We start from the raw sequence: 22,623 nt of genomic DNA on the forward strand, positions 1-22,623 counted from the left end.
CCATCACCACCGTCGAGAGAGAGGTCCGCCGCCGTGCCCACCCGTACCGCCGCGCCCACCCGCACTCCCGCCCATGTCTCCCGCCGATCCGCACTGGCCGCACTGGCCGGTGCCTCCCTGCTCCCGCTCACCGGCTGTTCGACGGCCGGACCGGATGCAGCCACCGACGGGAGGAGCGGTCCGAGCCGTTCCGGCCCGGGGCCCTCGCCGTCGCCCTCGCCGTCGCCCTCGACCCTGCCCCGTACGGACCGCGCCTTCGCCGAACTGGAGCGGAAGTTCGACGCCCGGCTGGGCGTGTACGCGGTCGACACCGGCGACGGACGGATCGTCGCCCACCGCCCCGACGAACGGTTCGCCTACGCCTCCACCTGCAAGGCCCTCCTCGCCGGGGCCGTACTGGCGAAGAGGAGCCTTCCGCAGATGGAGCGCCTCGTCCGCTACGGCAAGGAGGAGATCATCAGCAACTCGCCCATCACGGAGAAGCATGTCGCCACCGGCATGACCCTGCGCGAACTGTGCGACGCCGCCATCCGGTACAGCGACAACGCCGCCGCCAACCTGCTCTTCCGCGAACTGGGCGGCCCCCGCGGCCTCCAGGACGCCCTGCGCGGACTCGGGGACCGCGTCACCCGCTGCGACCGCTACGAAGTGGCCCTCAGCGACGCGACCCCCGGCGACCTCCGCGACACCAGCACACCGCGCGCCCTGGCCATGGATCTGCGTGCGTACGTCCTCGGGTCGGCCCTCCCCGCCGAGAAGCAGGCCGTGCTCGCCGACTGGCTGAGGCGCAACACCACCGGCGACCACACCATCCGCGCGGGCACGCCCCGCGGCTGGGAGGTCGGTGACAAGACCGGTACCGGCGGCTACGGGACCCGTAACGACATCGCCGTCGTCCGGCCGCCGGGCGGCGCCGCCCCGATCGCGCTCGCCGTTCTCTCCCGGCGCGACACCAAGGACGCCGAACCCCGGGACGCCCTGATCGCCGGAGCCGCGAAGGTCGCCCTCGAAGCGTTCGTCTAGCCGCCCGGACGAGGGTCCTCCGCCACCGGCAGCTCCGGGTGCCGGCCGACCGGCAGCACGTACTGGAGCGGCTGGTCCAGGTCGTCGAGACCGAAGATCTCGTGCGCCAGATCGTCCCGGAACCCGCCGAGCGTCGTGGTGCCCAGCCGCAGCGCGGTGGCCGTCAGGAGCAGCGACTGCGCCAGGTGGCCCGCCTCCAGGAGCCCCAGCCGCAGCGCTCGCAGACCGTAACGCTCCCTGAGCCGCCCCAGGTCGACGTAGAGGCCGAGGACCACCGGGAGCGAGTCCGGCACGATTCCGTCGGGGTCGTCGTCGGAGCGCGAGAGGTACGAGGACAGCGACCTGATGTCCTCCAGGGCGGGTGCCGGGCCGACGTACCGCAGCGAGCGCCGGTCCGGCACACACTGGTAGGTGCCCGGCGCCAGCCCATGGACGTCCAGCGCGATCAGCCGGAGACCGGCAGTGTAGAGGGCGCCCGCGCTCGGGTACGGCCGGTGGCGCATGAGCCGTTCACCGCCGTCGGCGAACCGGTGGACCGACTCGTGCCCGGACGCGTGCGAGCCCCACAGCAGCGTGCCGAGCGACGCCGCGTCCAGCGGACCCGTCAGCGCGCCCCGCCGGGAGACACGGCTGTTCATCACCGTCCGCAGATCCGTGTCCGGGAACGGGCCTGCGGGAAGCGGCAGTTCGGAGCCGCCCCGCAGAGGATGCTCTCCCGCCTGACGGGCCGGTACGTCGAGCGGCGCCGAGTCCTGCTCCCGCCCGAGGTGGAACTTGCTCCGCTCCAGATACTGCCGGTCGGGGGAGGTGTGGTCGTCCGGGAAGTACGAGGCCGCGTCGCCCCGGTCCAGGAGCGTGCGCGCGGCCAGCCGGCAAACCGCCCGCTCCTCGTCGGGCGCCAGGCCCAGCCGGTTGAAGAGCATGTGCAGCTGGGACGCCCAGATCTGCGGGCGCCCCACAGCCGAGGAAGCCGCGCGCAGGGCCCGGTCGGCGTCGCGGACGCCGTCGCACCAGTCGGTCAGCGTGCCGGGGGCCGTGCCGTCCTCCAGCGCCTCCCGCACTGCCCGCGCACGGCTCGCGAGGGCTTCGCGCTGGAGTGCGTAGACGCTGTTGACCCGCGCGTGGACGTGCTGGGGACCGAGCAGGGGCACGTCCTCGGCCCACCGCCAGCTCGCGGCGTGCCGACGCAACCACTGCGCCGCCGACAGCCGGTCCATGCCGCAGGCGAGAGCGGTGGCGTGCGCCAGATCGATGCCCAGGGACAGCCGGGCGCTCCCTCGCGGGGCGTCACCGACGGCCCGCACGGCCACCCGGCTGGAGAGAACGAACACCTCTTCCGCCACCGGCATGGCCGTGGGACCTCCGTAGCGCCCGGTCTCCGGAACGTACGGCTCGACGCGGACCTCGGCGTGGAGCCCCCGGCCGTCCTCGTCGTGCCCGGGTACGGGGCCGGCGACCGGCAGCCGCTCGGCCCGCCGCGCGAGAGCGGTCGGCAGGGACGTGGCCCGCGCCTGCGACACCCCGCGTATCCGGAGGCGCAGATGGTGCCCGCCCTCGTCGTAGCGGATGAAGAACCAGCCGGTGGCCTCGCCCTCGGCGACGAGCCCGTCGAGGAGCGGGGCCACGTCCCCGGTGAGGAAGGCGTCGACGTCCTCGGGGGCGGACCGCAGGAAGCAGTGGAGGCTGAGCCAGGTGTCCGGCCCGGTCCGGCCCGTACCGGCAGGCGGCTCCTGGAGTCGGTTCGTCACGTGATGAGTTCCTGTCCTGGTGTCCTGATTGCTGGGCATGTGGGGGGAGAAGGGCCCCGTCTCAGGGGAACGGATGCGGGTGTAGGGCGAGTTCGTCGTGGCGCGCTCTCCGTTGCGTACGCCCCAGCCGGAACGGCACCTCCAGGAGCCGGTCGAGCCCGATCGTGCGCCGGTTGACATGCCCGAACGTCATCGGCAGCGAGCCCGGGACCACGACCTTCGCCGTGTGCAGCCCGAGCCGGTCGCGTACGGCGGACTCGCTCAGCGGTACGGCGACGACCTCCAGGCCGAGACCTGCCAGCCGGTTCACGGTCTCCTCCAACAGGCTGGTCACATCCGGCACGGGGGCCGGCTCCGACGCCTCGGGCCAGATGTCCTGCCACTCCGTCTCCGGGCCGTCCGGGTCGAGGAAGTCCAGCCGGGAGCGGGCCTCGGGCAGCGTGTTGACGGCCACATGGTCCGCGAGCGTCGTGACCAGCTCCGGCCGCTCCAGCATCGGGAGCAGGCGCCGCCGGTCGAACATCTCCGGTTCGGCCCGGTGCCGGTGCACGGCGTTCACCACATTGGTCACCACCTCGGCGACGGCGGAGCGGATCGCGGCACGCGGATGGTGATGGCTCCCGGCGGCGACGAACGCGCCCGGAGCCGTGGTGGGTTCGCCCCGGTGCAGGGCGACGGCGATGACGGCGGGCACCTGGAAGTCGTTCGTCGCGTCGAACAGCGCCACCCGGTACCCGGCGAGCGCCGCACGGTCCACCAGGTGCGCCACCTCCAGGTCCCCGGCCGGAACGGCGACCCGGCGCAACGGGGTGCGCGCGTACCACGCCATCAGGAACGAGTCCCGCTCGGCGACCTCGAACAGCCCGTACAACGCGGCCTCCGCCGCGCTGTTGCCCAGCCCGCAGCCGCTGGAGCACTCGTACACCACCCGGGGCCGGCCCGGGCTCGCGTCCCAGTAGGCCACGTGCTCGGGCACCGCCGTCGTACGGTCACGGGTCAGGGACCAGCCGTGCACCCAGCCCAGTTCGAGATCCGGCGTGTACGGCACGGTCGCGGAGGCGGGGTGACCGTGGTGGACGGGATCGGGCAGCCCGAGCCGCACCGGGTCCACCGCGCGTTCGGGGCCGAGTTCCGAGTACGGGGCGCGCAGCATGGTTCGGTGACCGGTGGGGCTCATCGACGCCAGGCGCTCCGCCGCCTCGAAGAGGGCGACACGTTCGCTGCTCTCGAAGTCGATGCTCCGCCCGTAGCCGCCGTCGCGCGTATGACGGCCGTACGTCACGTACGCGCTCGTCAGGCTGTGCACGGACTCCTCGGTGCGCAGGATCTGGTGGACCGGCCCGAACCGCTCGTCGAACAGAACCTCCCGCAGACCCGCCACGCCGGTACGCGGGTTGGGCTCGCGCAGCGACTCCGGGTCACCGGCCGGCCTCGGGGCGTGGCGCGCGTCCGGGCCGAAGGCAGCCTCGGCGACCTCGGTACCGTCCGGCGGCAGCGGCAGGCAGACCGCGCATCCGCCCACGGGCTCGAAGCGATGGGTCGACCAGGTGCCCCGGCCGTTGTGGACGACATGGACGACCGCCTCACGGCTCTCCTGGAGAGAGGCGGCCAGCACAGCGACGGCGTCGACGAAGGCGGGCGAGGGCCGTCCCTCCAGCCGCAGTCCGGGGCTGTGCCACGGCACCCGGCCACCGATCGTCGCCAGCCGCCGGTACTCGCTGCACGACAGACACCCCCGCGCGCCGGGGCGCAGCACGGGCCCCACCACCGTCAGCGCACCGTCGCCCCGGACGGGGACGAGCGTCACCGGATGGAGCAGCGCGTGCCGGGACAGCTCCTCCGCCACCCCCAGGGTCCAGGTGTCCAGGACCACGACGGCGCTGCCCTCGGTGAGGCGCAGGGCGCCCGCCACGTCGAGGACGGTGGGGATCTCCTCGGCCAAAGCCTGGCGGAGCGGGGCTGCTGCGGTCACCGGAGTCCTTCCATGGGAGTGTACGTGGGGTGCGCGCCGCTCTCGGGGCGGGTGGACAGAACCGAGAAGCCGCACTGACGCAGCGCCGACCACAGCGCGTGTACGTCGCCGTGCGCACCGACCGGCGGCTCCCACGGCTGCGGGGACCACCCGGTCAGGCCGGACAGGGCCTCCTGGAGGTCCGGTTCCCGGCCGGCGACCTCCGCCAGCCACTCCGTCGTCCACCCCGCGTCCTCCCAGGGCGCCGGATCCCCGGACCGGGCGAGCGCGGCCGACGCGCCGCTGGGTGTCACCAGGTGCCGGGCGCCCGGGGCATCGGCTGCCATCTGGAACCCGACCACGGCGCAGAGCGCGGCGAAGGCGACAGCGTCGTCCGCCGACGCCTCCACGGCCGTGCCGAGCAGGGCGGGTGCGTCACCCGCCCTCGTACGTCCCCGGACCCGGGCACGGAACACGCCTCCGCCGCCCATCTCCAGGCGCGCCACCGCCACGTCCGCGTCGACGCCGAGCCGCCGGACCAGGACGGACCACCAGTGGAGCGCCTGCGGATGGCGTGCGGTCTCCGGGGACCAGGGCACGGTCGTGATGTGGCGCGCGTATCCGATGTCCGGCCCTGCGGTCTCCCCGGCGCGTCCGCCCGCCGTCGCATCCTCGCGGTCGGCCGTCATGGCGTCCTGCCCGATCGCCGCCCGCCGCAGCGCCCGACCGCGCGCGTGCTCCGCGCCCGCCCCGACCGACAGGCCCATCTCGCCCTTTCCCAGGTGGAGTTCGGCTGCACGGCACACCGCCTCCAGCCGCGCCAGGTCCGCCCGGGCGGCACCGGACACCAGATCGCCGTCGTCCATCGAGCAGCGGACCAGCGCCGCGGGCAGCTGGGGGAGCGCCCCGGGTTCCGGTTCGTCCAGCAACCCGGCCCTGCTGTCGGTGAGCACCGGAATGCGGGCCAGCGCCTCGGCCAGCGTACGTACGGCAGCAGGGGGACGCACCCGGTCGGCGTCCACGAGCACGGGCCCCGGCCAGCTCCGGTACTCGCCCCGCAACGGCTCCTGCTCCGCGACGAGTGCCGTCGGCAGCCCGGGAAGCAGCCGGGCGTCACCCGCCTCGGCCGACGGGTCCCGGAGCCCGGCCACCGCGCACACCAGCCGCTGCGCCGCCGAGGAGGCCAGGAGCGCCGGCAGCCCCGGGTGCTCGGCCCCGCCCGGAACCTCCCACCGGCGCAACCTGCCCGCCAGCCCGTCGGCGTCGCCGCGCGCCTGCGCCACGCTGCCCACGGGGGTGACGAACCCGACGCCCGCCCGCACGCCGACCGCCACTGCCAGCTCCTCCGCCCCTCGTTCCCGCGCGCTGCCCGAGGGCTCGCTGCCCCTGTCGGCGACGAGCAGGATCTGCCCGTCCGGCAGACCCGCCGCCTTCACGGCCTCCGACCGGATACCCGCACGGTCCAGCGCCCGAACGGCGGTGCGGGCGAGCGGGCCGTCGGGACGCGCGCCGAGGACCCGCGCCCGGCTGCGGGTGAGCGCGGCCGCAGCTGCTGCGGGCCGGTCGGCCACCGCCCCGAGCCACTGCCCGGCCCTGCCCTCCGGCTCCTCGCCGGAACGCTCGACCAGCAGGTCGTGGTCGTGCAACTGGCCGATCACCGTGAGCAGGGCCGCCCGGAGCGGCGAACCCGCCGGAGCCGCCCGCACCAACTCGGCGTATCCGTCCCGGTCCCCGTCCGCCGAGAGGACCTGGGCCAGACGGGCCCAGAGCACCGGCATTCCGGGGCCGCCCTCCAGCGTGACGCTGGTGATCCAGCCCCGGAGGTGTACGCCGTTGTGGAGCACGGTCACCGAGACCCCCGGACGTAAAGTCCACCGCCCCAGAGAATCCAGGGAGTCGAGCGGGCCGAGCGAGTCCACAGAGCTCAGAGAGCCCGGAGAATCCTGCGCCTGGTCGACGGTCATCGGCCTTCCTCTCGGTTCGCCCGCCCGGCGCGGTAGGTCTCCAGCACCAGCTCCACCGCTGCGTACGTCTCGTCCCGGACGGGGGCGGGCAGCGCCTCCTCCAGGACCACACCGTCCGGGTGGCGGGCCAGCCACTTGCCCAGGCAGCGCAGATGGAGCGCGTCGCCGAGGTCGACGTACTGCGGCTTGGGACGGTCGAGAGCGCGCAGGAGGTCCTCGTCCACCCGCCCGCCCCGGGCCGGTGGCGCTCCGTGCAGATAGAGCTGATCGGGCACGCCGAGCAGGGCCCGCCAGCGCGCCACCGTCCCCACCGGCACCTCGCCCTCGGCCGCCAGCTCCGCGAGGAGCGCCGCCACCGTGGAGCCCGCCAGCTCCCACCGGCGGCGGCGCAGCACGAGATGGCGGTGGCGCAGGCGGGGAGTGCGCACCAGGTCTCCGCCCGGTACGGCGGTGATGTGACGGGGCACCAGGGCACCGAAGTCGGTGATGCCGTGCGGGTGGTCCATCAGCAGGGGCGCGAGCCTGGGCTGCAGCAGGAGCGGGGCGAACACCCCCGCGTAGAGCACATCGGCCCACTCGCCGGTGGCCTTCACCCGGACGCGTACCTCATCGCCGCTCAGGTCATGGACGAGTTCGACGTCGTCCGCGCCGAGGGAGGCGTACGAGTGGTCCGCACCGATCTCGTCCGGCACGAACAGCGGATGCAGGTTGGCGTTGAAGCCGCTCACCGGGCGCACCTGGGCCACTTGGGTGCCGGGGCCGAGCGCGTCGAGCACCGCAGCGGTCGTCTCCCGCGCGGCCCCCGGGTCCAGGGAATCCAGGAACCTGCTGCTGAAGCGCCCCCACCCCCCGTACATGTGGTTCACACAGAGCGCTCCGCCGGGCGCCCGCTGGAGGAACCCGGTGTACGAGACCGGGCGCCGGGTCGCCCACGACGGGAGCCGGGACCCGAGTCCGGCCACCGCACCTGCCGGCAGGACGACGTCGTCATCAGGTCCGCCGCCGCTGTCGGCGTGTGCCCGGTGCACGGCGTCCACCAGCTCGGCCCGGAGCGCAGTGAGCTGCCGGAGACCGCCGGCGGCGGTGGAACCGTCACCGTCCGCGTCAGGAGCACGGCCGACGGCCCGCGCGGCCCGCTGCCACGCCTCGTTGGCGTCCGCGCCGAAGTCCCACACGTGCGGGCAGACCCCGCCGGGCCCGTACCGTGCTACGAAGCTGTCCCGTACCTGCCGGCGCACCTCGGGGCCGAGGTCGAACACCTCCGCCAGGGAGGAGAGTTCGCCGAGCGCACGGTGGTCCGCGTCGCCGAGGAAGCCGTCCAGCCGCACCGGCTGTCGCACGATGATGTCCTCGCTGAGGACGGTGAGGCGGGCGGAGGCGGGGCCCACCGGGTGGCCCACCTCATCGAGGAGCGTCACCCAGCGGTCCCTGAGGGTGGCGAGTACGGCGGCGCGGCGGGTCGGTTCGGCCGTGCCGAACTCGCCGGTGAGCACGGAGAGATCCTCGATTCGGAGGGCCAGTTCGGGGTCGCGCGGTAAGCCGGTCTCCCGCAGCCAACGGGCCAGCCGGGGCAAGGGGTTCGGGTCCTGCGGGTCGAAGGGCTCGACCGGGACGAGGAGCCCGGCGTCGCAGACCTGCCGGATGAAGGCGAAGGCCGCTGCCACCTGTTCCGGTTCCGGCTCGGGTCCTGCCTCCGTTCCCGTTTCCGGCCCTGCTCCTGCTCCTGCGAGCATTCCGGCCAGGGTGTCGAGGGTGGCAGGGGGGTCGCACAGTGCGGCGAGCCGCCGCAGTGGTTCCGCCGCGCCGAGGGTGACCACGTCGTCCTCCACCGCGAGGAAGCGGGCGGCGGTGAAGGCCGTACGGGAGCGGGCGAAGGCGGCACGCCCGTCGGAGGCCCGCAGGCTGCTGCACATGCGGTGCGGGAGGGTGGCGCGACGGTCCGGGTCCGCTGCCAGTGCCACGAACAGGGTGTCCACCAGCGTCCGGTTGGGGCGGACGACGGACCAGGACGAACCGAGCGGCAGGTCCGCCGCGTTCCAGGAACGGGCTCCGAGGTCCGCGCCGTTCAAGGAACCCGCTCCCGGCTCCGGGCCGCTACCCGCCTTCGCGGCCCTCGGCAGCACCCCCCAGCCGACGGCCGCGAAGGCGGACAGCGGCGTCGTGCGGGCCACCGCCCGCGTCACGTGCCGCAGCACACCCGCCTCCTCCTTCCGGGCCCTGCGGTCCTCAAGCCCTTCCCCGGCCCGCATCACCGCCCGCAACAGATCGGCGCTGGTGAACGACGCGGCCCGCAGGAACGAGGGCTCCCGGCACAAGTCGGCGAGCACCGACCGCCCGGCGGCGAGAGCGGGAGCCGTCCCGGCCCGGAGAGCGGTGAGCAACTCCTCCCTGCGGCTCCGTGCGCCGAGCCAGTCGCGGAGTTCGGGCAGCCGGTCGGGAAGGCTGTCCAGCCGGCGCAGAAGCGCGGGCCGGGGGTCGCGCCCGTTGTGCACGGCCCGGCGGAGCGGAAGTACCACGTCGCGGTGGAAGTCCTCCGTGTGGTCCGCCCGGCTCGCATACAGCGCGTCACCGAGCGCGGGGGTCAGAGCCGTGAGCCGGCCCTCCAGCACCACCAGTTCGGCCAGCGCGGCGCGGAACAGGGCGGCGGGGCCGGGCTCGGCGGGCAGGCTCAGCACGGTTGTGCGGATCAGTGCGCCGGGGGCGGTCCGGGGGAGCGGGACGGTGGCCCCGCCGTGAGCTGGGGCAGCGGGCATCTGGAGTTCCGGTACGGGCGGATTCACATCGATCCAGTCGGCTGAGCGGTGGACAGGGCCCCGGCACAGGGTTCGGACGCGCCGGGTTCGCACACGAACGGGCCTCCGCGGCACCGTGCCCCTGAACGGGCCGGCGGTGCCGCGGAAGCCCTTACGGTGCCTGTGTCACACGGTGTCGAGCGGCAGCGGGGGCTGGACGCTGCATCCGCTGCATCCCTGACAGGACGTCGAGGAGGAAGAGGATAGCGAATAGGTGGACTCGCCTATCCCCGCCGTGTCACGCATCGCGGTGACGGTGATCTCTCCGAGATTCAGCGCGCTGAGGTCGAACGAAGTGGCCATCTCTGGAAGTGACATGTCTTCTCCAGGAGTCGTGAGAGCAGTAACGGTGCCCTTGTGCACCGGTTCGGCAGCGTAGGTCGGCGCGCGGCGCCCGGAGCAGCGCACTATTGAGCCAACGGGACGGTGCAGGAATGTCTCAAAGGCGTGATTACCGGCTGATTACCCTGCAGAGGCCGCAGTGCATGTGATGTCGCGTATTTGCTTCCGGGAAATGTCGGTGGTGGAGGTGTGCGACTCTGTCGCCTTTTCTCCGGAGGGAGTGGTGTCGAAAAGTGAATCGGCTTTCCGGAGGGGTTTCATCCGGATGTTTCCCGTCGTGCGGAAGGTGGGGAGAGACAATTCTTACGTTTCATTCACGGAATTCCCGGAATGCCCGGTGCGGGATCTGTCGGGCCGTATCCATGTCGATGGCGTGGGTGAGCAGATGGAGTGGTGCGGCGCGCGTTCCGGTGGCTTCCGCCGCAGCCCAGTAGGCCAGGCCGGTGTTCGCACCGACCGGACCGCGAACGAGCGGTACGTCCGTTCCGGCGGCATGGAGGAGGGACTCCAGCCGACAGGACGCGATGGTGTCCGGCAGCGAGGGCTGCGCGAGATAACCGGCCACAGCGGCCGCCGGAAGCCCGTCCGCCACCTGCCGTTCGACGGTCCCGATGCTCAGCAGCCCGCCGCCGACCACCAGGACATCCTTCGCCCGGCGCATCCGGCTGAGGGCGCGCCCGGTGTCGAAGCAGTGCGGGAACGAGTCGTCGACCACCGTCGTACCGGGTGCGAGGCGGTCGACGTCGACGAGAGTGCCGCCACCGCTGACGGCCGCGACGATCAGGCGGGCCCCGTACACCGCGTCGGGAAGCCCCCGGTCCGACTCGTATACGTCGACGGCATCGGCGAGACGGCGTTCCCGGAGGCGGTCGGCGAGCTCCTTGAGCCGTGGGCCGCTGCCCGGTGCGTCGCAGAGCAGAAGCCGGGCGGGCGGACTCTGGGCCTGGCCGAGCAGCAGCTCCAGGGAGGAGGAGCCGATGGAGCCGAGCCCCACGAACGCGACGGTGAGAGCGCCCAGTTCCTGCCCGGTGGCATCGAGCGCGGCGTGGACGGTCTTGACGACGGAGACGACGGTCGCCGCGTGGCCGGTGGTCACGGCCGTGGTGGTTCCGGCGGTTCCGGTGCTGCCGATCGCGCGCAGGACGTCGAATCCGTAACCGGTGTGCGAGGGGATCATCCCGGCGAGCGAGACGGACCGGGCACCGAGGGACGAGGCGAGGTCCACGCCGCGTGCGGTGTGCCCGAGCAGGGTGTCTCCGGGAGCCAGTTCGTCCGCGAAGAGCGGGACACACACGAAGCCCGAACGCCCCAATGGGGTGCTCAGCGTTTCCAGGAGCCGTGGCCGCCCGTCCGGGAAGAGCAGGGTACGCAACTCCTCGCGCGGCAGCGCCGCCTCCGGCAGCCGCGCCAGCCGGGCGAGGTGGGCCGGGGACGGCAGGTAGCCGATGAGCGCGGCATCCATGCGCTGCTCCTGCCCGGCCCCGCTGGGGCTCGGCGCGGTCAGGCTCCCGGCGCGCCGCCGGCCCGGTACCGGCGCGGCCACCGCGTGCGTCAGCCCGTCCCGTACCCCGTCCGCGAGCACGGCCAGGGCCTTGGGGGTGAAGGCCGCCGCCGACGCGCGCACGGTGAGCCGTAGCCGCCCGGCGTCCAGGGCGGCCGCCAGGAACACATCCGTACCGACCGGAGGCGGCGCGTACTCGCTCCCGCCGTCCTGCCGGCCGACCGTCAGCGTCCGCCCGCTCTCCGGCCCCAGGGCCGAGAAGTCCAGGTAGGTGAAGAAGAACTGGGAGGCCAGGGGCAGCCCGTTGGGCAGCGCCGGCACGGGGCCGTCGTGGACCTGCGCCGCGGTGGCCTCGGCGACGACCCGGCGCAGATCATCCTCGAAGTCCGCGTCGGAGGACCGCCCGGAGCCCGGGCCGGCGGGCCGCAGGGGCACGGCCGTGGCGAAGGGGCCGAACACCCGGTGCGCGTCCGGCAAGGAGTGGTCCCTGCCGCTCACGGCGAGACCGAGCACCAGATCCGCCTGGCCGGTCGCCGCCACGAGCGCCCGGTAGTAGGCGGTCAGCACGGGGGCGTAGAGGGTGGCTCCGGTGCGGGAGGCCAGGGCGCGCAATTCCTCCACCCGGTCGGCCTCGATCGTGAACCCGTGGGTGCGGAAGGGTATGTGGGGGCTCGCCGTGCCCTGACCGCCGCCGCCGAGTTCCGGTAGTCGGTAGGGGGCGCTCAGCCGCGCCCACCTGTCCTCGTCCGGCGCCCACCGGCTGCCGCCCCGCGCGGGCGCCGACGTGACGGCGGGTGTGCCGGGGCCGATTGCGGCGTCCGCGTCCGCCCGTACGGCGAGCTGGGCGGCGTGGTCGCGGAAAGTGCTGCGCAGCGGGGCCAGGGCCGGATCCTCGCCGTGGGGCAGCGCGTCGTACACGGTCGTCAGCTCCCGGACCAGGAGCGCCGCGCTGTAGCCGTCGCCGATGATGTGGTGGGCGTGCACCACGAGGACATGATCGTCGGGGGCGAGGGCGAGCACCCGCAGACGGAGCAGGGGCCAGGCCCAGGGTTCGAAGCGGCGCGCCCGTTCGGCGGCGACCCTCTCCTCCAGCTGATCCGGGCCGGTGAGGGCTTCGAAGTCGACCGGCAGGCGCAGTGACGGCGGCAGCTCCTGCTGCACGGCCGGGCGTGCCCCGGCGGGGAAGACGGTGCGCAGCATGGGGTGCCGTGCGACGAGGGTGTCCACCGCGGTCTGGAACCGCGCGGTGTCGAGCGCGCCGTGCAGGCGCAGTCGCGTGAGCCAGGACGACGCCGAACCCGGCGCGATGGCCTCGGCCAGCAGGAAGCCCCGCTGGGAGGGGGTGAGGGGGAAGGGCGCGGGCCCCGCGCTCTCCGCAACGCTCACGGCCGGCTCCGGGACCGACGTGTCCGCCGCGTCCGGTGCCTCAGCCGCGTCCACGGCGGTGGCGAGGGCGGCCAGGGTGCGGTGACGGTAGATCACGGTCGGCCGGGGGAGCGGCCCGCCCTGCTTCTCCAGCCGGGCGAACACTTCCAGCACGAGCAGGGAGTCGCCGCCCAGGGCGAAGAAGTCGTCCTCACGGCACACGTCGTCGGCCTGGAGCAGCACGGACCAGATACGGGCAAGCCGGACCTCGGTCGGTGTGACGGGCGCCGTACGCGGGACCGCGCCCGCTTCCACCGGCTCGTCTCCGCCCTCGGTCCGCTTACCCGTCCGGAGGGCGAGCAGCTGACGTCGGTCGATCTTGCCCGTGCCGGTGAGCGGCATCCCGCCGACGGCAGTGATGCGGGACGGAAGCATGTACGGCGGCAGCGTCTCCGCGAGATGCAGCCGAAGCGCCACGGGGTCCGCGCCGGACGCTCCGCGTCTCGGGGTCACGAACGCGGCGAGGCGGCCGTCCTGGAGGAGGACGACGGCCTGGGTGATGTCCGGATGGGCCTGGAGCACGGCCTCGATCTCGCCCGGCTCGACCCGATTGCCACGGACCTTCACCTGGTCGTCCAGGCGGCCGAGGAATTCCAGGGTGCCGTCCTCGGCGGCCCGTACGCGGTCGCCGCTGCGGTACCAGCGTCGACCCCGCCGGAACGTGAACGCGGCCTCGGTCAGGGCCGGTTCGCCGAGGTATCCGGGCGTCAGCCCGATCCCGGCGATGAGGAGCTCACCGGCTTCGCCGGGCTGCCGCAGCTCACCGCCGGGGCCGACGACCTCGACCTCCGTCCCGGCCACCGGACGGCCGATAGGCAGAGTCCGTACGTCGTCACCGGGCCGGGCGCGGATGATGTGGCAGGTCGTGTTGATGGTCGCTTCGGTCGGGCCGTACAGGTTGGCGATGTGCTGGCCGCTGCCGAACAGATCGAACCAGCGGCGCACATGGGCGGGCGACAGGGCCTCGCCGCCGACATGGATCCACCGGAGCGAGGACAGGCCGGGCCGGGGCGCGCCGCGCCGTACCCGTTCCTCGGAGGCGCTGAGGAGCTGTTCCCAGAGGGTGGGTACGGAGCTCCACACGGTGATCCGGGTGCGTTCGACGTGGGTCAGCAGGAGATCGGGGTCGCGCAGCAGGTCCCGGCCCACGGTCACCACGGTCGCGCCGACGAGCAGAGGCGCGAGGAGCTGGCGGACGGAGGCGTCGAAGCAGAGCGACGCCGTCTGCGCGAGGCGGTCGTGCTCGTCGTACCCGAAGGTGCTGATGGCCCAGGAGAGGTAGTTCTCCATCGAACGGTAGGTGATGGGCACGGCCTTGGGCCGCCCGGTGGACCCGGAGGTGAAGATCACATAGGCGGTCGAATCCGCGTCGACGGGAACGACCGGGTCGTCGGAAGACCCCTGCGGTGCGGGCATCGACGCGTCGACGGACACCAGGGTGACGTCACCGAGGGCTTCGCCCGCCGCACGGGTGGGGGCGTGACAGAGCACCGTACGGGCGCCCGAGCGGGCGAGCTGGTCCGCCAGGCGCGCGGTCGGGTGGCCGGAGTCCAGTGGCACCCAGCCCGCGCCGGTGCGCAGGACGGCGACGACCGAGACGACGGCGTCGGCGCCGGGCTCGGTGAGGAGCCCGACCAGGCTTCCCGGAGTGACACCGTGGGCCACGAGCCGGGCCGCGAGCGCGTGGGAGGCACGGTCGAGTTCGGCGTACGTCAGGGTGCCGGTGCCTGAGTCTGTGCCTGTGTCGATGGCGACCGCGTCCGGGGTGGCACGGAACTGCGCGAGCAGCCGCCCCGCGATCGTGGCGGAGCCTGCTTCCGCGCGTACGGTCCGGGCCCCGGCAAGGGCGGTCAGCTCGGCGTGGAAGTCGCGGTCCAGCCGGGCCACCGTCGCCGCGTCGAAGAGGTGGACGGGGTAGTTCCACGAGAAGCGCAGGACCGTACCGTCCTGCCAGCACAGCAGGCTGAGGCGGGTCGCCGGGGTGCCGGTCCCGGCCGCCGTCGGCCGCACGGTCACCGGGCACCGCGCGTCCAGAGCCGCCGGGAAGCGGGCGAAGCTGAAGCCGGCCGGGCTCACCGTCCGCGGCCCGGCCCCGACCGGGCTCTCCGGCAGCAGCCGGGCCAGATCGAGGCTGGTGGGCGCCGCATGCCGCTCGCTCTCCGGCCAGACCTGCCCCAGCCGCTCGGCCAGATCCACCACCGACTCGTCCGGATCGGTCGCGCACAGCAGCGGAAGGGTGTCGGCGAGCGGCCCCACGAGCCGGTCCAGACCCGGCAGCCGGGCATCCCGCCGGGCGCGGGCCACGTTCACCGCGACCTCGCGCTGCCCGCTCCACCGGCCCAGACAGCGCACATGGGCGGCGAGCAGCAGGTGGAACAGACTGACGCCACGCGCTGCGGCCCGCTCTTCCAGCGCGGCGGTCAGCGGTGCGTCGAGGGCGCTCTGACGGGAGGCCAGGGGAGCGGACGCGAGGGCGGCGGGGTCACCGTCGTACGGCAGTCGCAGCACCTCGCCCCGGGTGGCCAGCCGGTCCGACCAGTAGCGCAGGTCGGCGGCGAGGACCGCGGCACCGGCCGTGGAGGAACGCTCCTCGGCGGTAGCGGCGGCGTACCGCGCGAAGTCGGTGCCGAGAGCGGGCAGCGACGGCTCGTGCGGGTCTTCCTGCCCTTGAGCGAGGGCGGTGTAGAGCGACCAGAGTTCCTCGGCGAGGACGTTGAGGCTGTAGCCGTCGCCGGCCACATGGTGGATCACCAGCACCAGATGGGCCAGGTCAGGGCTCTCCCGGGCGAGGACCGCGCGTATGGGAGGCTCGGCGGTGAGGTCGAACGGCCGGTTGCGCAGGGCGGTTTCGAGGTCCTCGACAGGGCCGGGGCGCTCCCGCACCTCGTACCAGGCGGACAGGACGGTGGGCGGCGCGATGTACTGCCGAGGCACCGCCCGGCCGCTCCCGCCCGTGCTGCCTTCGTCCGTGCCGTTCTCGATACGGACCCGCAGCATGGCGTGCCGGTCGGCGAGCGCGGTGAGCGCGCGGCCGAGGAGTTCGCTGTCGAGGGGCCCCTGGACGGTCTGGCGGACAAAGCCGTGGGCCGGGATGTCCGGGTGGAGCCGGCCGCTGGTGTGCAGGGCCAGCTGCACGGGGGTGAGCGGGAACGGCACGCCGTCCGCGACGGGGGAGGGGACCACCCGGTGGGCCGGAGGCGGACCGGCCGGGGCGTCGAGGTGCGCGGCCAGCTCGCGGACGGTCCGGTACTCGAAGAAGAGAGTGGCGGGCAGGGCTGCGCCCAGCTCCCGTTCGAGCTGCCGTACGAGGTCGACGGCGGCGAGCGAGTCGAGGCCGAGGGAGAGGAACGGTGCGTCGTCGGGGATCTCGGCGGCAGGCAGCCGCAACGCCGAGGCCAGGAGCCGGCGCAACAACGCGGCGGTACCTGTGCCCGGTTGCGTACAGGTGTCCGCGCCCGCCCTCAGTGCCGGATCGTCGGCCATCGGCAGGGACTCCGGCCGACGATCCGCTACGGACCAGGGCACCGCACCCGACATCGGCAGAGGCAGCATCGGCAGCGACGCCGCGCCTGATCCCCTCCCGGCCGCCGGCAGCTCCGGGCTCGCGGACGACGGCGTCAGATCGGCGAGCAGCACCTGCGCCGCATCGACCGCGCATGCCGTGCGGAGCGCCGCCAGCGCGGGAGAGGTGGCCACCGGCCGGCTTCCGGGCCGCTGCACGGGGGCGGAGCCCGGCAACCCACCCGTGCCGAGGGCGGCGGCCATGCCCGTACCGGCGAACGCGGCGAGGTTCACGGACTGCCACGGCCTGCCCGCCCGCCGCTCGGACGCGGCGAACGCGTCGAGGAAGGCGTTGGCCCCCGCGTAGTCGCCCAGCGCACCCGCCAGTCCGGGCAGGAGAGCGGAGACCGAGGAGAACACCACACAGACAGCCGGGTCGAGCCCGTGCCGCCGCAGGGCCAGCGAGAGCAGCAGCGTTCCCCGGGTCTTCGCGGCCAGGACGTCGGCCGTCCCGTCCGCGCTTCTGTTCCGCAGCGTGCCGGGACGGACCACCCCCGCCGCGTGGAAGAGGGCGTCCAGGCGCGGCAGTCCCGCGAGGAGCGAGTCCACGTCCCGCTCCACCGTCACATCGGCCACCCGGTAGTGGACGGTGGCTCCCAGCGCCCGGAGCTCCTCGACGAGTCCGGCGGGGGGACGGGGGGAGCGCCCGGCGAGTACGAGCGTGGGGCGGCTCCTTCCGGCCAGGTCCCGGGCGAGCGCGCCCCCGATCCCGCCACCGCCGCCGGTGATGAGGAAGGTGCCGTCGGGCGGCAACGGGGACGCCACCGTGTCCCTGGACGCCAGGGGCGAGATGTTCCGGGTGAGCCTGCGGCCCGCGCGCCAGGCGACCGTGGTGGCCCGGCCCGGCGTGCCGTCCGCACGGAGTTCGGCGAGCACGGCCGCCAGCCGCTGGGCGGGGGTGTCCAGCGAACAGAGATCGACGCCGGTGGCCGAACAGCCCGGTGTCTCCTGCGGCAGCGCCAGCAGCGGCCCGCCCAGCACCGCATGGGCGGGCCGCGGCCGCTCGGGCGCGGCCCCCGTGGTGTGCACGTCCTCCGTCAGTACCAGCAGCCGGCTCGCCCGTGTCTCGTCGAGCCGGGCGAGAGCCACACCGAAGGCGGCCAGCGCGGTCTCCTGAGCCCGCCCCAGTGCGTCGGCGTCCTCCTGGCCGGGCGCGGGACCGGCCACCAGGACCACGGCGTCCGGCGGCTCCTCGCCCCCGGTGTGCACCTGGATTCCCTCGGCGGCGAGCTGCCCGGCGAGCCGGCCGACGGACGAGGCGTCAGGACCCGTCAACAGGACGGAACACATGGTCGCCGTCGCCGACGCCGACTTTGCGGGCAGGACGGAGTCCTCCCACAGCACCCGGTGAAGCAGCGGGCTCACCGGCGGATCAGCCCAGTACCGCCTGCGCTGGAAGGGGTAGGCGGGCAACGGAACCCGGTGGTGGCCGGCGTCGAGCGCGGCACGATCCAGCGGCACACCACGCGACCACAGCCGCCCGATGGTCTCCAGGAGCGCCCCGCGCCCGTCACCGCGCTGCGTGCTGTCGCCGGAACCGCCAGGCTCACGGTCGTGGGAATTGCCGGGCAGAGCCGGGAGCGCCAGCACGTCACCGGAGACCGCTCCCTCCGATGCGGCCGCACACGGCCCACCAGCAGAGCTGTCGTCCGGATCGGCCCCGTGACGTACCCCCGTGGCCGCTGCCGCGCGCGCCGCACCCGACAGGGTCGCGCCGTGCCCGACCTCAACGAACGTGTCGTACCCCTCCCCGGCCAGGCGCTCCACGGCGGCCCCGAACAGCACCGGCCGCAGGGCGTGGTCGCGCAGGTACTCCGGCCCGAGGACCGGCTGCCACTCGCCGGTGACGGTGCTCATCAGCGGGACGGACGGCTCATGGAGGGTCAGCGCACGCGCCGCGTCGGCGAGTTGCTCCGCGATGGGCCGCATGAGCGGTGAGTGAAACGCACGGGTGACCCGCAGCCGACGTACGGGAACGCCCTGGGCATCGAGATCGCCGGCGGCGCGCTCGACCGCGGAAACGGAACCGGAGAGGACCTGGAGGCCCGGACCGTTGTACGCGGCCACGGCGAGGTCACCGTCCGCCCCGGCCACCGCCGCCGCGACGGCCTCCTCGCCCCCGCGGACGGCGATCATGGCGCCGGGCTCGGTGAACGAGCCCATGAGACGGCCGCGTTCGGCCGCGAACCGTACGGCGTCCCGGAGGGTCAGTACCCCGCTGACACAGGCGGCGGTGATCTCCCCGACACTGTGCCCGGCGACCGCGTCGGGCTGCATGCCCCAGTCCCGCAGCTGGCGGGCGAGCGCGACCCCGGAGGCGACGAGCAGCGGCTGCGCCACCTCCGTCAGGGCCTGGGTGCCGCAGTCCGCGTCCGGATCAAGCCCCCAGTCAGTCAAAGGCCGCCCACGCACCGGCCCGAGGAGGGCGGACGCCTCGTCCAGGGTGTCCCGGAACATCGGCGCCGTACGGTACAGGGCCCGGTCGCGGCCGGGGAACTGCACGCCCTGCCCCGGGAACAGGAAGACGAGACGAGGTCGCGAACGAGCCACACCCTCTCCTCCCGGGACTGACGCGGTGAGCCGGGCGGACAGGTCACCGTCCGCGACGACGGCGAGCCGGTGGGGACCGTCGTCCCGGGACGTGCTCGCGGTCAGGCAGACATCGCCCTCGTCCAGCTCCGGGTGGCCGTCCAGATGGGCGGCGAGCCGCGCTGCCGTCTCCCGCAGCCCGGCCGCGCTGCGGGCCGACAGGGTCAGCAGATGCGGCCCGGCTTCCCCACCCTCGTACGAGGGTGGGGGCGGAACCTGTGTGGCGCGGGACGGAGCATGAGTAGCGCGGGGCGGAGCCTGCTCAAGAACGGCATGGGCGTTGGTACCGCCGAAACCGAAGGCGTTGACGCCCGCCACGAGGGGCCCGGAAGCGGTCCACTCCCGCGCCTCGGTCACCACGGAGAAACCGGCGGGCGCGAGACCCGGCGAGGGAGAGGTGTGGTGCAACGACGGGGGAAGCCTGCGGTGGTTCAGCGCCAGCACGACCTTCACCAGGGAAGGCAGAGCGGCCGCGTTGAGCAGATGCCCGATGTTCGACTTCACCGAACCGAGCAGTCGCGGTACGCCGTCGGGCCGTACGGGGAACGCGTGGGCGAGCGAGCGCAGCTCGATCGGGTCCCCGACGGCCGTGCCCGTTCCGTGGGCCTCCACATAGGTCACCGAGGCGGGGTCGACACCGGCCGCCTCGTACGCCCGGGTGATGACCTCGCGCTGCCGCAGCGGGTTGGGCGCCATGAGGCTCATCGAACGGCCGTCGTTGTTGACGGCTGTGCCCCGGACCACCGCGAGCACGGCGTCGTCGGCTGCAAGGGCGGCGTCCAGCCGCGTCAGGACGATCGCGGCACCACCCTCACCGGGCACGAAGCCGTCGGCGTCGGCGCTGAAGGCGCGGCTGCGGCCGGTGGGGGAGAGGGCCTGTGCCTCCTCCAGCAGACGGTGACCGGTCGACGTCAGGTGGAGGTTGACCCCGCCGACGACGGCGAGGTCGCACTCGCCCTCCAGGAGGCTGCGCCGCGCCAGGTGCAGGGCCACCAGCCCCGATGAGCAGGCCGTGTCCACGGCGAGCGCGGGCCCGTCGAGGTCGAGGCACTGGGAGACGCGGGCGGCCACGAGGCTGGGCAGGTTCCCGGTGAGCGCGGCGGGCAGCGAGGACCCCTCGGCGGAGGCCCGGTCCAGGACCTCCCGGTAGCCGCTCTCCCCTACGGCGGCGAAGACCCCGATCCTGCGGCCGCGCCGACGGGGACCCGCGTAACCGGCGCGTTCGAGGGCCTCATGGGCGAGTTCGAGGAAGAGCCGCGCCTGCGGATCGAGCGCCCGGGCCTCCTCCTCCCCGATGCCGAAGTACTCGGCGTCGAAACCGGCGGGGTCGTCGATCAGAGCACCCCAGCGCTTCCGGGGAGCCGTCGGCGGGGCCCCGGCGTCGTCCCATCGCCCGTCCGGTACGGGGACGACGGCGTCGTCCCATCGCCCGTCCGGTACGGGGACGACGGCGTCGTGCCTGTCGATGAGCAGGTCCCAGAAGGCGTCGGGTGTGTCGGCCCCCGGGAACCGGCACGCCATCCCGATGACTGCCGCAGCCGTGGTACCGGCCCCGGCAGCTTCTCCGGGCTGCTCGCCCTGCGAGGTGGCTGACGGGCGCGCCGGGACAGTGGCCACCAGATGGCCGGCGAGTGCGGCGACGGTGCCGTGGTCACGGATAACCGCCGGTGGCAGCGTCACGCCGAAGGCGTCCTCCAGCGTCACGAGAACCTCCATGGCCTTGAGCGACGTCCCTCCGAGGCTCCCGAAGGGCTCGTGCCGCCCGATCGAGGTGGCGGGCAGCCCCAGCACACGCGCCCACACGTCCCGTACGACCTGCTCGGCCTCGCCCCGCGACCGAGGCGCCTCCGCCGGTACCGGCGAGGCGGACCCGGCACCGCCCGGGGAATCGGACCCGGCACCATCCGGCGAGGCGGGCCCGGCACCATCCGGAAACGCGGCCCCGGCACCGTGCGGCGAGGCGGACCCCGCACCGTCCGGAGAAGGGGCTCCGGCACCGGCCGAAGCCGCGCCCCCGCCAGCCTCCGTAGACGCACCCCCGCCACCGGCCGAGGAGGCACCGACGTCCCCCGTCCCCCAGTCACCCGCCTCGAACCGCTCCCGCAGCCGCTGCCGTTGCAGCTTCCCGCTCGTCGTACGGGGAAGTGCCCCCGGAGGCAGGGCCAGCACCCGTACATCGTCGTGGAGCAGCGCCTCGCGCACCCGGGCGGCGACCCGTTCGAGCACCTCCGCCGCCCCGCCCGGCGGCCGGGCCCACGGGAGGAACACCACGACGCGTTCCCCACCGGTCACGGGATCGGTCGAGCCGATCACCGCAGGAGCACCGGGAGGCAACCCAGGGGTGGCCGCTGCGACCCCCTCCATGTCCGGGGCGTGGAAGGTGCGACCGTTGAGGAACAGCACGTCCTTGTGGCGCCCCGTCACGCACAGCCGCCCGTCCCGCAGGAAACCGAGATCGCCGGTGCGCAGCCACCCGTCGGCGAACGTCTCGGCGCTCACGCCGGGAAGACCGTGGTAGCCACGGGCCAGCTGCGGGCCGCGCACCATGATGTGCCCGACCCTCCGGTCGCCGAGCTCCGCGCCCCCGTCGTCGACGATCCGCACGGCGCAGCCCGCCACCGGAGGCCCGACGTCCATCAGCTCGACGGCGCTCCCGCCCGCCGCGGCCCCCTCGCCGACCACGGCGTCCACCGCCACACCCCGGCTCAGCGAGGCACGGTCCAGGACCAGTGGCTCGGCCACTTCCCCCGGCGGCGGGAACGTCACCGCGAGCGTCGCCTCCGCCAGCCCGTAGACCGGCTGGGCGGCCGACGGATCCAGCCCCGCCGGGCGTGTCTTGCGGGCGAACTCGCGCCACACGGCGGGCGCGATCGGCTCCGCACCCACCAGCATCAGCCGCACGGCAGACAGATCCAGCCGGGCGACGACCTCGTCGGGAACCCGCCGTACGGCCAGTGCCAGGGCGAAGTTGGCCGCGGAGAGCACGGTGGCCCGGTGCCGGTCCGCCACCTCGAACCACACCCGGGGCCGCTTGGCGAACGACAGCGGACCGATCTTCACCTGCTTGGCCCCGGCGGCCAGCGGGGCGAGATGGGTACCGATGAGCCCCATGTCGTGGAAGTACGGCATCCAGCTGACCACGACGTCGTCCGCGCCGAGCGCCGAGGCCTTCCGGATCTGCTCCAGATTGGCCAGCACCGCACGATGGGTCACTTCCACACCCTTGGGCGCGCCGGTGCTCCCCGAGGAGAACTGCACGAACGCGACCTCGTCCGGCCCGGCGACGACGGGCTCCCGCAGCGCCGGCCCCCGCCGCAGCACATCGAGCGTCAGGGAGCGTGCGTCGCGCGGGAGTTCAGCCACCACGGAAGCGGTCGCCGCGTCCACGACGACGGGCGGCCGGCCCAGGTGCTCCCACACAGGCAGGGCGCGCCGGGCATCGGGAGCCAGCGGTACGGGGACGAGACCCGCGGCGAGCGCGCCCCAGAACATCGGCTGGAAGTCCTCGCTGCGATCGGCCAGCAACGGCACACAGGTCCCCGGCGCGACACCGGCCTCCCGTAGGCCGCCGGCCACGCGCAGCGCATCGTCCAGGAGTTCGCGCAGAGCGACGGTCAACTCGCTGCCGTCGCCGCGCACATGGACGACCACCTGCCCCGGAGCCTCACGGACCGCGCCCAGCAGTACATCCAGCAGTGTCATGTTGTCGTCCACCGGTCCCCGTCGG

The 22,623-nt window shown here is 74.1% G+C and carries 7 protein-coding genes; 1 reads left to right on the forward strand and 6 read right to left on the reverse strand.

Annotation, left to right across the window (positions count from 1 at the left end; all coding sequences use genetic code 11):
- Nucleotides 1-33: 33 nt before the first annotated feature.
- On the forward strand, nucleotides 34-1,023 hold the full coding sequence (bla, locus tag ACK8N7_RS36240) for a class A beta-lactamase (protein WP_500445340.1): 990 nt from the start codon (nucleotides 34-36) through the stop codon (nucleotides 1,021-1,023).
- Here the strand turns inward: bla and ACK8N7_RS36245 are convergent.
- From ACK8N7_RS36245 to ACK8N7_RS36270, 6 genes are all read right to left on the reverse strand, one after another.
- Complete coding sequence (locus tag ACK8N7_RS36245; protein ID WP_500445341.1) at nucleotides 1,020-2,771, reverse strand: thiopeptide-type bacteriocin biosynthesis protein; 1,752 nt, start codon at nucleotides 2,769-2,771, stop codon at nucleotides 1,020-1,022. The genes bla and ACK8N7_RS36245 overlap by 4 nt on opposite strands.
- A 61-nt stretch (nucleotides 2,772-2,832) precedes the next feature.
- On the reverse strand, nucleotides 2,833-4,743 hold the full coding sequence (locus ACK8N7_RS36250) for a TOMM precursor leader peptide-binding protein (RefSeq protein WP_500445343.1): 1,911 nt from the start codon (nucleotides 4,741-4,743) through the stop codon (nucleotides 2,833-2,835).
- Nucleotides 4,740-6,686, reverse strand: coding sequence for a hypothetical protein (locus ACK8N7_RS36255; RefSeq protein ID WP_500445346.1), 1,947 nt, complete (start codon nucleotides 6,684-6,686; stop codon nucleotides 4,740-4,742). Before ACK8N7_RS36255 ends, ACK8N7_RS36250 begins: the two co-directional genes overlap by 4 nt.
- On the reverse strand, nucleotides 6,683-9,439 hold the full coding sequence (locus ACK8N7_RS36260; RefSeq protein WP_500445348.1) for a lantibiotic dehydratase: 2,757 nt from the start codon (nucleotides 9,437-9,439) through the stop codon (nucleotides 6,683-6,685). The genes ACK8N7_RS36255 and ACK8N7_RS36260 overlap by 4 nt, the downstream gene beginning before the upstream one ends.
- Nucleotides 9,440-9,604: 165 nt before the next feature.
- Nucleotides 9,605-9,781 (reverse strand): thiazolylpeptide-type bacteriocin, encoded by a 177-nt coding sequence (locus ACK8N7_RS36265; protein ID WP_500445350.1) that lies wholly within the window; start codon nucleotides 9,779-9,781, stop codon nucleotides 9,605-9,607.
- A 349-nt stretch (nucleotides 9,782-10,130) separates the two neighbouring features.
- A complete protein-coding gene (locus ACK8N7_RS36270) occupies nucleotides 10,131-22,610 on the reverse strand; it encodes an amino acid adenylation domain-containing protein (protein WP_500445352.1) in 12,480 nt (4,159 codons plus the stop codon).
- Between the last annotated feature and the right edge of the window lie 13 nt (nucleotides 22,611-22,623).

The sequence above is a fragment of the Streptomyces griseobrunneus genome, from assembly GCF_046713465.1.
GTDB classification, from domain to species: Bacteria; Actinomycetota; Actinomycetes; order Streptomycetales; family Streptomycetaceae; genus Streptomyces; species Streptomyces microflavus.